Origin of the sequence: Parvularcula marina (assembly GCF_003399445.1) — a bacterium.
Taxonomy (GTDB): Bacteria; Pseudomonadota; Alphaproteobacteria; order Caulobacterales; family Parvularculaceae; genus Parvularcula; species Parvularcula marina.
Map to the genome: position 1 here is coordinate 539,588 of NZ_QUQO01000001.1, position 14,053 is coordinate 553,640.

The window sequence follows — 14,053 nt, forward strand, 5'->3', positions numbered from 1 at the left end:
AGGCAACTTCCCGGTCATGCCTGCCCCCCAAGATTACCAGTCTACCGTCAGCGTAACGCCATAGAGACTGGGGGTATTGTGATACTCATTATTGTTGACATTGACGAGGAGATATTCCTCATCCGTGACATTCTTTCCGTAGACGGTCAGACGCCAGTCATCCGCATCGACACCGAGTGAGAAATCCAGGATTTCAAAACTCTCCGAACGCCGCGTGTGGCTGGCATTGTCAAAGCCGCCGCCTTCGGCCTGAATGCCTGCGGAAATCCAGCCATCAAGGTTTTCACTGATCGGATGACGATAGATCGTGTTGAAATTCACGATGTAGTTCCGCGACCGCGGGACACGAGTGTTCGACAGATCAACAATCGCTCCCTGGAAGAGAATGTTCGTGTCATCCCCAAACTGACCATTTGCACCTGAGACACCCAGAGAATTGCGCAACAGCCCCTCCCCCAGCGGTGTTATCGTCGTCAACTCGAACTCACCGCCATAAAGCGTGCTGGAGCCGACATTCTGCAAGGAGAAGCTTGGGTCAGTGATGTCGACACTTGTGGTCTGCTGAACATCATCCGTTTCGGTATAGAAGATCGCGAGCTGTGGGCGGACAATTGTTCTTCCCAGGCGATAATCACCCTTCACACCGACTTCGCCACTGATCACGTCTTCAGGATCATAAGCTGTCCGGTCAAAGAACCCGACTGCCGGTGACGGATTGAAGCCGCCGGGCCGGTAACCGGTTGCCACCCGCGCATAAAGCGTCGTGTCAGGGCGGGCCCGGTACGTCAGCGACGCTGTTGGCAGGAACCTCGTCCAGCTTTCAGAGAACATGGTCAACGGAATTGCTTCATCCGTCAGGGCGTCCATATCGATGCGCTCGAATGAGAAATCCTTCTCATCAACTTGTACCCTCGCCTCTACCGTCAGGTTCACTTTGTCACTGATGTCATAGGAATAAAGGCCGAAGACGGAGTATGATGAAAGCTCATCGGTTGGATCATCGTCACGGAATTGCCGACGCAGTGCTGGCGAATTGGCAAACGGTCCGGCGAGTGTGCCGAAGCGAGAAGAGAAGATATCCGATTCAAGCGTCAGATAGTCGACACCGATCATCCATGAGGCCGGACCGCTATTCTTTGACGCGAGCCGCGCCTCCAGCCCGAACCGCCAGAAATCCTCATACTGCGTATCAATGAGGGAAAGCAGCGGTGAGCTGAGCCCCAGGAAATGGTCGAAATCGGCAAATTCCCGTGATGCATCCCTGCTTTCGTAATTGGTCAGGAAGGTGAAATCCATGTTGTCAAATTCATGGGTATATTCACCAAAGGCCGTGACCGTATCGATCATCACCCGGTCATCCGTATCGGTCCCAACACGGATATATGGATCATAGTCGAGTACGAGGTTCTGGCCCGTGGAGCTGAATCCGCCCGAATCTGAGTGTGCTGCTTCAATCGTCAGGACCGCCTTTGACCGATCACTGAGTTCAAGCCCAAGAGCGACACGGCCGCCATATTTCATCTCGGTATCAGCGTAATCGCCTGTTCCTTCGATGGAGTGATGGCCTTCCTGCTGATCCTGATAATAACCGCCCAGGCGAAGGGCTGCATTCTCCCCCACCGGCACATTGGCAATGGCCTCTGCTTCGTAACGTTCTGTCGAGGCATAGCCGACCTTGGTGCGAAGCGAGGTCTCCCCAAGAACCGGCTGCTTTGTACGGATGTTTACTGCGCCGCCTACAGCGTTCCGCCCATAAAGGGCCCCTTGCGGACCGCGATAGACTTCCATTGCCTGCATGTCGAAAAAGTCAAGCTTGTCATAGCTGCGCCCACCAAATCCGCCGCCAGCAACATAGATCCCATTACGGTAGATCCCGGTCGTAGATTCAGAAAACCCAAGGCGCCCGCCGCCCTGTCCGCGCAGTGTGATGTCACTGAGATAATCCGGCCCCGACGCAACGAGGATCGCCCCCGGCGTCTGACGGATATAGTCAGCGACATCCTGTAGCGCGAGACGCTCGGCATCCTCATCCGAAATCGCAGTGATCGAAGCCGGTACATCCTCGATGGCCTCATCACGCTTCCGCGCCTGAACGGTAATGACATCCCCTTCGATTTGGGTTTCGTCATCCTGCGCCCACGCCGCCCCGGAAAATGCCGTCACGAGCGCAGCCGAAGCGGCAGCCCCACACAGAACGGCACGATATGGTCTCTTCAGTCTCGACATAACTCTCTGCTCCCTATGCCCGGCCTGCCCGCATTCGAGTGCGCTTTAAAAAAGGCCGTCCTTGTTACTCTAGAGTAACGGGGTGTTTCGATCGTGTAAACAGACTAAAAGCGGGTTGTTACAGGCCGTTGCGTAAAGGCCGCAGTCCCTGCATGACTAAGTGGCTGTGTCGTGATGGAAGCGATCGAGGAAAGAATGAGCGAATCATACGCGGATTATCTGGATCGGCATCGTTCCGAACGGCGCGAGAAATTCATCCGTAATGCCGCGGATGTGCTGGCGGAACGCGGCATTCGCAACACGACCATGGACCATGTCGCCGAAAAGGCCGGGGTCTCTAAAATCGTGCTCTATCGTTATTTCGGCGCGAAGGACAAAATGGTCCACGCTGTTCTGGAAGATATCTCGCAAGCCCTGCTCGATGCCGACGAAGAGCCTGCCGAATGGTGGACTGAACGGGTACGGCGCAGCCTGCCGGTCGCACGTGAACATGCCTCCGCCATGAAATTGCTGGTTCGGCATTCGGCGCATGACCCTGAATATGGCACTCATCTTGATCGGCTGACGGATGAGTTGATCCGCCGGACGCAGGAACGCGACCGCGAGATCCTTGGCGATGGTACAGAAGGGCCGACCGATGCGCGCCTACTGGCCGAGACGATCACAGCCGTTCTGCTCAATGCCTATGTGCGCTGGGTCGATATGGGCTCGCCCGAGAATGACGATCAGTTCCTCGAATGGATCAACAAATCCGTGCGCGCTATGTCTTATTACTGGCGTGGCCTAGAACCTGACTGACCCTCACTACGCTATTCGGCGGTATCTTTTTTGAGGAATGTGAGCACTTCGTTGGCGATCTGCTCGGGTTGTTCGGGCAGGAGCGCGTGACCGGCATTCTCGATCAGGACGATTGAGACAAGATCGGGCTTGGCATCCTTGATGACGGCAGAGGTTTTCGCCGCCGGGGCGATCCGGTCACTGTCAGCCTGCAAAATCAGGATCGGACGGTCCCCGCCGGTGCGCCACTCTCCCTCCGGCGTGCGGCGCACGGCCGTTGCCTGATGGCGCGCGCCATCCGCATACCATCCATTCATCCAGTCGCGCGGGACATTGTTTGCGTCGGCAAAGAAAGCATATTTCACGTCAGCTTTTCGCATGGGCGGCGGCATCCACCACGCAAAACTGTCCGTGAGTGCAGACTGGACCTTCGGCATTTTATTGAGATCCTGTGCACCACCAGCGGCGATAAGGATGATCCGGTCGATCCGTTTTGTTCGCTCGGATGCATAGGCGCGCGCGAGCCTGTTACCGAAAGCATGGCCGATGACGATCTGGCTTTCCGTGTCGGGAATGCCTGCATCCATGACCGCAGCGTCAATCAGGGCGGCGAGTGAATAAAGCGTCGGTGTAGCCTCAACAGGTGTCCCGGATTTACCGATCCCCGGCATATCGACCGCAATAGTGCGGTAGCCTGCGCGAACAAGATGCGGTTGAAGCTCATTGAAGTCCCCGACCGACCGGCCAAGGCTTGCCAACATGATCACGGGCTGGCCGTCTTCGGGGCCATCAAGATAATAGGCGACGCGCTCTCCTTCCGGAGACTGAACGAAATAAAGCTCCCCCAGCGGACGGGCGGCATCCTTCGGCCACACAATGACAAGATAGAGGAGCGCAAGAGCAAGGAGCGCCCCAACACCCATCAGGATTAAGCGTAACGGGCGGCTTATATTTGCCAGACTCATGAGCCCTGCCCCTTCGCAATGCGCTCAATCGTAAAGAGGGGCGCGGTATCGAGATTATCGACGAGTTCTGGCGACGGATTATAAACCCGCATGGAAAGGGACATTTTCTGGCCCGTCCCCATATCGATCCAGTTCCCCTCCTTCGGATCAGAAGACAGGCTGATGCGGATCGATCCGTCCTCCTCTCTTTCCAGCGTCGTGCTTTTGACCGAATAGGGGCCCGTTGCCTCCTGGTTGAGGTAATGATCGCTGTCATAAAGCGTGATGCTCCACCAGCGCGCTGGAAGATCAGCACCTTTGAGGACATAATCATAATCAGAGGATAGTGGTCGCCCCTCACTATCCTCATGCAGACGGAAATAGACGGTTTCCTCGCGCGACAATGCCAGCAGGCCGGTCACCGCAACCAACGCCCTTGTTCGCGCATCGGCATCCGAAGCCCCCGCATAACGGCTCGTGAACCACGGGCCGTTATAAATGAAAGCGTCCGCCGTCTCGCTTTTATAGAGCGAGGAATGGATGCGCGCCCCCCCGAAAAAGAAGCCCGCCGTGAAGACAGCCAGCAGGATGGCCGCCTTGATCAGGTGCTGCCGGCCGAACTGCATCAGGCCGACATCGGATGGCAGTTGGTTGAGCGCCGTGTCTCATCAAGCGGACCTGCCTGGTCTTCAGTTGCGATGAAAATCCGTTGAAGGACGATCCCGGTTTGTGAAGGAGATCTGACGATCTGGCTTTCAGGCACACCGTCAGGCATTTTATCGCCCTGCCCGATCAGCACGAAACGGAAGGCTTTCTCCTCCAGCTCGCTATCATTGACGACAAAGAAATTGTCGCTGTTATGCGCGAAAAAGGAGAGCGACCAATAGGAATCATCAGGCGCTGTCCCTTCGAAGACGACCGGACCTGCTTTGAGGTCATAGACGCAAGCCGAGTAAAGCTGGTCCGGAGACGGACGAACAACCGTGCGCGAGGCCGCGCTGGGCCGAGGCGCATGCACCATGGCATTGAGCCCTTTGGCACGCGAGGCGATACCAGCCTCGGCCTCTTCCATCTCCTGAATGGGGATCTGCCGAAGCTCATACTGATACCCGATCAGAGCACCTAGAATGGCGACAACGCCGGTGGCAATCCAGAAGCTGTATTTCATGATGCTTTCCTCACACGGCGGATTTCAGGCATGTCGATATCCTGCAGACGGTCAAGCACGCCGTCATTGGGGTTATACATTCGCAAAAGGAGGGAGACTTCCTCGCCCGCCTCTCCGGCCATGGGAATCCAGTTGCCGGGCTGGGGCTCGCGGGAGATGACGACTTTAAAAGTGCCGTCTTCCTCGCGCTCAAGGTCGGTCGCTTTGACAGAAAATTTCCCATATTCATTGTCCAAGAGGAAGTGATCATCCCCATAAAGAGTGATACTCCACCAGCGCGAGGGAAGATCACCGCCGGTGATTTCATAGACATAGTCAGCGGTCATGGGTTCGCCGTCCGAATCCTCGCGCGCCATATAATAAAGCGTCTCCTGACGAGACAAAGCGAGCAAGCCAACCACCGCCGTATAGGCACGGGTCATTGGAGTGGCTTCTTTCGCGCCGAAGTCATCTGTGTACCAGGGCCCGTTGAACACGAATGTCTCAACATCCGCCTTGATCTTCATCGCCGAATGCGCCTGATGGGTGCCGATCCAGAACGCGCACAGCGCGATCACGACAGCGAGCCCCCATCTGGCATAGTTCCAATGCGGTATCGTCATTCGTCAGTTCCCCTCTTTCGTCTCTGCCCGCCCCCGAACCATAGCCGCGAGCCGGTCCTGAAGGTCGAGTGTGGCTTTCTGGAAGTCGGTTTCGAGATGCGCGCCGGTGCCATCGATCACGAGCGCCGGATTGGCGTCAGTATCTATTGCAGGCCAGTCAACTTCGCCCTCGATTGAAGGTGCGCCGTGGATCGCAAAATTCGTCCACATCTCATTCATCATGCGGCTGTGCTCACGGTCTTCGTCCGTTGCCAGACGACCGATCAGCGGTACCGTGCTGATTGTTCCGAACACCATGGGGATCTCCGCGCCATGATTCGCCCCCGGAGAATTCCCCCGCCGCCGGCTCATCACATAGTCATAATAATAGCGCCAGACGGGTGAACCCTCTGCCTGCATCGCCACCGCCGCACGTCGGGCCGGGCCCCCGAAAATGGCATCGCGCATGATTTCCGAGGACAGCTCCTCATCGGTCAGTTCACGGTCTTGCGTATAGACACCGCGGATCATCTCCAGACCTGCGCCCAGCACTTCGGCGGCACGTTCAGGTGACTGGCCGAAGGCGGCAAGAACGGATGATTCATTACTGTTCGAGCCGATGATGACGGAGATATCAGAGACGACGCCCTCGCCGATCCGGTCAAGAACATTCCCGGTAATGACCTCACCATCGATCATCGGGCCGAACCCCATGCCGCTGGAGAGTGGCGCAAAGGACAGGATCGCCTCTGCAGGGAGAGCCCGCATCTCCTCCGCTGTCGGATCTTCAAGCCCTTGGTCAGTGGCCCAAACAACCCCTTGAGATGAGGCAGAAGGTTTGCCCGCGCATTCCCCCCACGCACAAGCCGCCTGCTGGCTGCCGCCGCCACTCTGCACGATGGCCTTGCTGAATAGCCCTTTCGTCAATGGCGATGTCAGAAGATAGAGAACGCTCGCGCCGCCGGCGGATTCCCCGAAAACCGTGACATTTTCAGGGTTTCCACCAAAGGCGCCGATATTGGCCTGCACCCATTCCAGCGCTTCGATCTGATCGAGAAGGCCAAAATTCGTGGCCCCGCCACCATTCTCATCGGCCAATGCAGGATGGGCAAAAAAGCCATAGCCGCCCATGCGGTAATTGATCGTCACAAGGACAATGCCGCGCTCCGCAAAGGCAGTACCGTCATAATAAGGAAGGCTGCCAGAGCCGATCCGGAAGGCGCCACCATGGATCCAGACCATGACGGGCGCGTCCTTGGCCCCCTCAGGTGCCCAGATATTCAGTGTCAGGCAATCCTCGCTCTGCGCTGTCGCCACGCGGGAAGGCCGCCCGGCTACCTCCGGCTGAAGACAGGCTGCGCCGTATTCGGAAGCATCGAGTACCCCATCCCACGAGGCCGCAGGCTCTGTAGGTGCCCAGCGCAAATCCCCCACAGGCGGCGCCGCAAACGGAACGCCTTTGAAGGCGCGGATCCCGCCGCTTTGCGTGCCAGCCATTTTGCCTTGCTCAACAGTCACAACCGGGGCGTCAGCAGCTCTCGCCGCGCCGCCCGTAACTAGTCCCGCCAGGCCAAGGGCAAGAATGAAAGAGCGACTCTTTCGTGATGTGAGTGAGAGGAAAAGCCATCCCCTGCCCTGCAGGCGGCCCTGCCGTTGTGACCTGACGGAATTCATGATTCCAACCTCCTGCCGCGTTTCCCCGGGAGCCAGCATGGGACTCCGCTTGTCTTGTTGCGGTGAGGTTAGCTCATCATTTGCTGTTACTCAAGCGTAACATGCCTCTGTCAGGGCACAAATCGCAGGGGCCATCCAGGGCCCGAAGGCCCCGACGCCGGTTAGACGATTTCGAAGAGGCCGGCAGCGCCCTGCCCGCCGCCCACACACATGGTGACAACGGCATACTTGGCGCCGACGCGCTTGCCCGCAAGCAGCGCATGACCAACCATCCGTGCACCCGACATACCGTATGGGTGGCCGACAGAGATCGCGCCCCCATCGATATTCAGGCGCTCATCAGGAATGCCGAGCTTGTCGCGGCAATAAAGAACCTGACAGGCAAAAGCCTCGTTCAGCTCCCACAGGCCGATATCGTCGATCGTCAGGCCGTGCCGGTCGAGCAGTTTGGGGATGGCAAAGACCGGGCCGATGCCCATTTCGTCCGGGTCCGTTCCAGCAACCGCCACGCCCTTATAGATGCCAAGCGGGGTCAGTCCGGCATCGCTGGCTGCTTTCTGATCCATCACGACGAGAGCTGCAGCGCCATCGCTCAGCTGGCTCGCATTCCCCGCGGTGATGTACTGTCCCTCCTTGACGCGCTGGCCGCCCTTGAAGACAGGCTTGAGGGAGTTGAGCCCTTCAAGCGTCGTGTCAGGACGATTTCCCTCATCCTTGTCGAGCACGACATCATGCTTGCTGATCTCTTTCGTTTCCTTATCCTGACGCAGCATGGTCGAGGGCATCGGCACGATCTCATCGTCGAAATAGCCCTTGGATTGGGCCTCGGCCGTGCGCATCTGGGAGCTGAGCGCATATTCATCCTGCGCTTCGCGGGAGACATCATAGCGTTCAGAGACGATCTCGGCTGTCTCGATCATGGTCATATAGGTCTGAGGCAGGTGCTCAACGAGCCATGGGTTCGGAGAGACCATGGCAAGATCAGGACGCTGATTGGTCGAGATCGACTCCGCCCCGCCCGCGACACAAGCCTGCATACCGTCGACCATTACCTGCTTGGCGGCGATGGCGACGGCCATCAGACCAGAGGCGCATTGCCGATCGACCGTCATGCCGCCGACCTCGAAAGGAAGTTCGGCGCGCAAAGCGGCCTGACGGCCAAGGTTCATGCCTGCCGTGTTGAACGGCAGGGCTGAGCCGAAAATGCAGTCCTCAATCTGGCTGGGATCGATGCCTGCTCGCTCGACCGCGTGCCGAGTTGCGTGCCCAGCGAGCTCCACCGCGCCCGTATCATTGAAGGCCCCACGATAGGCTTTGCCGATTGGGGTCCGGGCAACCGAGACGATGACTGCTTCTTTCATGACTTATGCCTTCTGTAAGTTTGCTGACTGGCGCGGCAGTGACACGAGGTCATCCGTGCCAGTCATGTTTCAGACGCGGGGCAGTGAGGAACAACAGCCCTCCTGCGACCAGATAAAGGGTGGAGCCTGTCAGCATCGCATAGCGCAGCGACTCCTCGCCGAAGCGTGCGCCAAATCCGTCGGACAGCGCACCGAGGACATAAGTCCCAAGGCCGATGCCGATCAGATTGTTGACGAAGAGGAAGATCGCTGAAGCCGTTGCCCGCATATGGGGCGGAACGAGATGCTGGAACGCTGATGTCACCGGCCCCAACCAGGCGAGGCTAAGCGCGGTCGGAATCATCAGAGCCAGGAAGATGACGATAAGAGACGGCGTCATCAGGGACAGGATAAAGAATGGCGTCGTCAGCGCAAAGCCGATGGCCGGGATCAGCGCATAGGTCGACTTCTTCGCCTGACCGTATTTATCCGCCAGAACACCGCCCGCCCAGATACCGACAAGCCCGCCGATGAGGACGATGCCGCTATAGAAAAATGAAGCATAAAGCGTCGTGCTCGGCTCAGGCGGCAACAGACCGCGAGGGATCCAGTCGAAGAACTCGCGGAGTTCCGGCGCGAAACTGCGCACGAGGAAGGACGGTATCCAGAAGAAGAGACCATAACCCATCATCGAGCCGCAGGCGGCACCGAGCGACAGCCCCCAGAAGCTGGGCTTCTTCGTAATGGTCGTCAGGACTTCCTTGACGGTCGCGGTCTTTGTCGGATCCGCACCTTTGTCATACCGGCCGCGCGGCGGTTCTTTCAGTGTCAATGCTAGGATAGGCGCCACAACGACCCCGAGCAATCCGACAATGATGAAGGCACTTCGCCAGCTGATGAAATTGGTCAGAATCCCCCCGAGCAAAATACCCAGCGCACTGCCGATGGGAATGCCGAAGGCATAGATGCTGAGCGCTCGCGCGCGTTTCTCCGCCGGGAAGAAATCAGACAACAGAGAATAGGCCGGGGCGACACCGCCCGCCTCCCCGACCCCGACACCGAGCCGGGCGAGGAAAAGCTGGATGAAATTCCCGGCCATGCCGCAAACCGCCGTCATGATCGACCAAACGGTCAGCGCGGCGGTGATGATATAGACCCGGTTCTTCCGATCCGCGAGCATCGCAATCGGAATGCCGAGAATGGTGTAGAACAGCGCAAAGGCCAGCCCGCCCATCAGGCCGAGCTGGGAGTCGGTGAGGCCTAGATCCGCCTTGATCGGTATAGCGAGGATACCGACGATCTGACGGTCAATGAAGTTGAGCGTGTAGACCACTACTAGGATGAAGAGCGCATAGGCTCTCGTCTTCCGGACCTTCTTTTCTTCTTCGGTCAGAACGGGCTCGACCGGTGCTGCGCCCTTAGGGGTCTCTGACATGCTCAATATCCCTTCAGGCGGGCATATTGCTCCGCGTGGTAATTGCTGTCGCCCCAGAGTTCCTCAAGGACACGCTGGCGTTTCATGAAGAGCCCGATATCGTGCTCGTCGGTCATACCGATACCGCCATGCATCTGCACGGCTTCCTGAACGGCAAGCCGCGAGGTCCAGCCAGCGGTTGCTTTTGCGACATGCACCGCCTCTTCCGCCTCGGGGCTTTCGCTGTCAGCAAGGCGTTCAGCCCGCAGAGTCGCAGCGCTTGCGACTTCCAGCTCACAATAAAGGTGAGCCGCACGATGCTGGAGCGCCTGAAAGCTGCCAATCGGCACGCCGAACTGTTTACGGTCGGACAGATAGGCGGTGGTCATGGCGGCTGCGCCTTCGGCAAGGCCCGTCATCTCTGCTGCCGCACCGACGCGCAGCCCGGCCATCATTTGTTTGACGGTGTCTTCACCGCCCACAGGATGTTCAGTCGTCACATCGGAGAATGTCACGCGGCTCGAATAACCGGCATCGACCTGCGGGGTCGTCTGCCGCTCGATCCCGTCCGCTTTGGCATCGACGAGGAAAAGGCGCTCGCCTTCATCGGTCCTTGCAAGGACGAGATAGGCATCAGCTGATTGCGCGTGGAGGACGAAATCCTTTTGCCCAGAGAGTTTCCAGCCATTGCCGGATGGCTCCGCTCGAAGTTTCGTTGGCGTCGCACCATGCTTTGCGCCCTCATCAAGCGCAAGAGCGAGGACAGCCTTGCCTTCAGCGATCTTCGGCAACCATTGCTCTGCGGCCTCGCCCTTATCGGTGCGGAGCGCCATGACCCCGCCCAGCGCCGTCGTCATGAAGGGCGACGGCGTGAGGTTCCGGCCGATCTCACGCAGGATAATCCCCGCTTCGGCAAGACCAAGACCGAGACCGCCATGATCTTCGGGGACCAGCATCGCGGTAAAACCCATTTCGGCAAAGCCTGCCCAAAGCTCACGGGAGAAGCCATCGGGATTCTGATCATCCCGCAGCGCGCGCAGATGCGACACGGGCGCCGCCTCCGCCATGAAACGGGCCGCATTGTCCCGCAGCATTTCCTGATCGTCGTTCAGAAGCATTGTCATCTATTTTGTTCCTTATGCCGACGGCAGGCCGAGAATGCGTTTTGCAATAATATTGAGCTGGATTTCACTGGTCCCGCCCTCGATGGAATTGGCCTTGGTGCGCAGCCAGCTTGTTGCCGGCAGCGCGCCTTCGGACGCGTCAAAATCCCAGGAGAGGTGATCGGTCCCGCCTGCGGACATGATCAGCTCATGGCGCTGTTTGTTCAGCTCTGTCCCATAATATTTGAGCATGGAGGGCTGGGCCGGATGGGCAGTCCGCGCCGCATATTGCTCTACGAACAGCTCGGCGCAGGCCCGGAAGGCTGCCGTCTTCACGTCATAGCGGATCATGTCGGCCCGCAAGAGCGGATCAGTTGCAAGCATCTCAGCATTCTCCGCGCCGAGTGATCCCGCTGAACTGAGACCCATTTCGGAGATCATCTCGCGTTCATGGCCGAGGAGGTATTTGGCGACATCCCAACCCTTGTTCAGTTCACCAACAAGATTTTCCTTCGGCACGGCCACGTCATCAAAGAAAGTCTCACAGAAAGGCGAGTAACCGGAGATCAGGCGGATCGGACGCGTTGAGACGCCGGGTGTCTCCATGTCGAACAGGACGAAACTGATACCGAGATGTTTCGGCGCCGCCGGATCCGTCCGCACAAGGCAGAAAATCCAGTCCGCCTTGTCGGCATAGCTGGTCCAGACCTTCTGCCCATTGACGATCCAGTGATCGCCCTTGTCTTCGGCCTTCGTGCCGAGCGCGGCCAGGTCAGAACCCGCGCCGGGTTCGGAATAGCCCTGGCACCATCTGATCTCCCCCCGGACGATTTCGGGGAGATATTTCTTTTTCTGCTCTTCAGAGCCGAATTTGAGCAGCGCCGGCCCGAGCATAGAAATGCCGAAAGAGTAAAGCGGCGAGCGTGCCCCTGCACGCTCTAGCTCTTCTTTCAGAATTTTCGCTTCCTCGGCGCTGAGCCCGCCGCCGCCATATTCCTTGGGCCAGCGTGGCGCCGTCCAGCCTTTCGAAGCCATGGCATCAAGCCATTCTTTCTGTTCAGGGCAGCTCCATTTGGCATTGCGTCCGCCCCAGCAGGCATCGGCATCGGATTTCATCGGGGTCCGCATGGCGGGGGGACAATTGTCCTCGATCCATTCCCGGACCGTCTCTCGAAAGTTCGTCACGCGTGAAATTCCTCCTGCCAATTCTGTTGGATTGGTTTGTCACAGAGTCTGTCCTCATTCCAACTGCTCAGCACTGTATGCGCCTTATTCGCCGCAGCACGGGCAAGGCTCACGATTTGAGCATGGAATTGATGGGACATGGATCTGCGAATGCCTCCCGGATGGGCCTCGCAGATGTCTGTCGATCGCGATGGCCGGTCTGTTACTCTGGCGTAACAGGCCGATCATCTGCCATGGATGTAAGGAAAGTCAAGCGCATCCCGCCGGGCAGGCCCGGCGGACACTAGGATCAGCCGGTATATTTCTCGACTGTCTGGTCGATGCGGCCGAAAATCGACTGACCACCGGAGTCTTGCATCTCGATGCCGACGCGGTCGCCGAATTTCATGAAGGAGGTTTTCGCCTCGCCCTTCTCAATCGTCTCGATCATGCGGATCTCGGCGATGCAGGAATAGCCGACCCCGCCTTCAGCGACAGGTTTGCCCGGGCCCCCGTCTAGCTTGTTCGAGACCGTGCCTGAGCCGATGATGGTCCCTGCGCCAAGCGGCCGGGATTTGGCGGCATGGGCGATGAGCTGGCCGAAATGGAAAGTCATGTCGGTGCCGGCGTCGGCCCGACCGAAAGCCTCGCCATTATAGTCGACGCGTAGCGCTGCTTTGATCTTTCCGTCTGCCCACAGATCGCCGAGTTCATCGGGCGTCACAGCGCAAGGCGAGAAGGCGCTGGAGGGTTTGGATTGGAAAAAGCCAAAGCCCTTGGCGAGTTCGCCTGGGATCAGGCCGCGCAAGGACACGTCATTCACCAGCATGATGAGGCGGATATAAGAAAGCGCATCCTCTGCCGAGACGCCCATCGGCACATCGCCAGTGATAACTGCGACCTCACCTTCCATGTCGATGCCCCAGCCCTCATCGGTTGGCATGACAATAGGATCGCGGGGGGCGAGGAAGCTGTCTGAGCCGCCTTGATACATCAGCGGATCGGTCCAGAAGGTCTCGGGCATTTCTGCGCCCCGCGCCTTGCGGACAAGCTCCACATGATTGACATATGCCGATCCGTCCGCCCACTGATAGGCCCGCGGCAGCGGGGAATGGCATTCGCTTTCATCAAAAGGATGGGTCGGCACCGAGCCGTCTTCGATCTTGCGGGCAAGCTCTTCGAGCTGATGGCCATTGGCCTCCCAGTCATCAAGCGCGGCCTGCAGCGTCGGCGCAATGTCGCTCGCATCCGCATAGCGGCTGAGGTCACGGGAGACGACGACGAGGCGGCCGTCCCGCCCTCCTTTAAGGCTGGCAAGTTTCACAACGGGTCCTCCATTAGCTGTCCGATAAAAAAATTAGGCTCTAAACGGACAAATGTCATTCTATCGGTCGAATCACAAATCTTCAGCACAGAACTCATATCAGTAATCTCAACTGTGAGAACAGCATTGTACCGACTCTCAAGCATGCAAAGGTCTTTACCATGAAGCTTCGCAAGAAGTCTGAACTCTCCAGCAGCCGGTAAAATTTTTAGTTCAACCGATACATCACCAAACTGTCTGCTATATGTTGACCATGACGAAGACCAGCGGCCATCAGGATTTTTGCGATCCGGCTCGCAGGAAAAGAGCTCCTTGAGGTCAGCTTCAAGATCACTCAC

General features: G+C 58.1%; 13 protein-coding genes. 1 reads left to right on the top strand and 12 read right to left on the bottom strand.

Annotation, left to right across the window (positions count from 1 at the left end):
- Positions 1-33 precede the first annotated feature (33 nt).
- Positions 34-2,226, bottom strand: a complete 2,193-nt coding sequence (locus DX908_RS02515; RefSeq protein ID WP_116390883.1) for a TonB-dependent receptor — start codon at positions 2,224-2,226, stop codon at positions 34-36.
- Positions 2,227-2,421: 195 nt separating this feature from the next.
- Between DX908_RS02515 and DX908_RS02520 the strand changes: the two genes are divergently transcribed.
- A complete protein-coding gene (locus DX908_RS02520; protein ID WP_158548439.1) occupies positions 2,422-3,024 on the top strand; it encodes a TetR/AcrR family transcriptional regulator in 603 nt (200 codons plus the stop codon).
- Positions 3,025-3,035: 11 nt separating this feature from the next.
- Here DX908_RS02520 and DX908_RS02525 read toward each other — a convergent pair whose 3' ends face one another.
- The 11 genes from DX908_RS02525 to DX908_RS16135 all read right to left on the bottom strand — a co-directional run bounded on the left by DX908_RS02525 (position 3,036) and on the right by DX908_RS16135 (position 14,053).
- The gene (locus DX908_RS02525; protein WP_116390885.1) at positions 3,036-3,968 is read right to left on the bottom strand and encodes an alpha/beta fold hydrolase; all 933 of its coding nucleotides are present in this window, start codon (positions 3,966-3,968) and stop codon (positions 3,036-3,038) included.
- Positions 3,965-4,573 carry a DUF1214 domain-containing protein gene (locus tag DX908_RS02530; RefSeq protein WP_116390886.1) on the bottom strand — a complete coding sequence of 203 codons (609 nt, stop codon included), beginning with the start codon at positions 4,571-4,573 and terminating at the stop codon, positions 3,965-3,967. The genes DX908_RS02525 and DX908_RS02530 overlap by 4 nt, the downstream gene beginning before the upstream one ends.
- Positions 4,573-5,115, bottom strand: a complete 543-nt coding sequence (locus DX908_RS02535) for a DUF1254 domain-containing protein (protein WP_116390887.1) — start codon at positions 5,113-5,115, stop codon at positions 4,573-4,575. The genes DX908_RS02530 and DX908_RS02535 overlap by 1 nt, the downstream gene beginning before the upstream one ends.
- Positions 5,112-5,717, bottom strand: coding sequence for a DUF1214 domain-containing protein (locus DX908_RS02540; protein ID WP_116390888.1), 606 nt, complete (start codon positions 5,715-5,717; stop codon positions 5,112-5,114). The genes DX908_RS02535 and DX908_RS02540 overlap by 4 nt, the downstream gene beginning before the upstream one ends.
- A 3-nt stretch (positions 5,718-5,720) precedes the next feature.
- Entirely contained in the window at positions 5,721-7,214 is a 1,494-nt protein-coding gene (locus DX908_RS02545) for a carboxylesterase/lipase family protein (RefSeq protein ID WP_233508618.1), read from the bottom strand.
- A gap of 317 nt (positions 7,215-7,531) precedes the next feature.
- The gene (locus DX908_RS02550; protein ID WP_116390890.1) at positions 7,532-8,731 is read right to left on the bottom strand and encodes an acetyl-CoA C-acyltransferase; all 1,200 of its coding nucleotides are present in this window, start codon (positions 8,729-8,731) and stop codon (positions 7,532-7,534) included.
- 49 nt (positions 8,732-8,780) lie between these two features.
- Entirely contained in the window at positions 8,781-10,145 is a 1,365-nt protein-coding gene (locus DX908_RS02555; protein WP_116390891.1) for a spinster family MFS transporter, read from the bottom strand.
- A 2-nt stretch (positions 10,146-10,147) separates the two neighbouring features.
- Positions 10,148-11,248 carry an acyl-CoA dehydrogenase family protein gene (locus tag DX908_RS02560; protein ID WP_116390892.1) on the bottom strand — a complete coding sequence of 367 codons (1,101 nt, stop codon included), beginning with the start codon at positions 11,246-11,248 and terminating at the stop codon, positions 10,148-10,150.
- Between the two features lie 12 nt (positions 11,249-11,260).
- Entirely contained in the window at positions 11,261-12,355 is a 1,095-nt protein-coding gene (locus DX908_RS02565; protein WP_438943328.1) for an acyl-CoA dehydrogenase family protein, read from the bottom strand.
- 346 nt (positions 12,356-12,701) lie between these two features.
- Positions 12,702-13,715: a fumarylacetoacetate hydrolase family protein gene (locus DX908_RS02570; RefSeq protein ID WP_116390893.1), complete on the bottom strand. Its 1,014-nt coding sequence runs from the start codon at positions 13,713-13,715 to the stop codon at positions 12,702-12,704.
- Positions 13,712-14,053 (bottom strand): hypothetical protein, encoded by a 342-nt coding sequence (locus tag DX908_RS16135; protein ID WP_147303710.1) that lies wholly within the window; start codon positions 14,051-14,053, stop codon positions 13,712-13,714. Before DX908_RS16135 ends, DX908_RS02570 begins: the two co-directional genes overlap by 4 nt.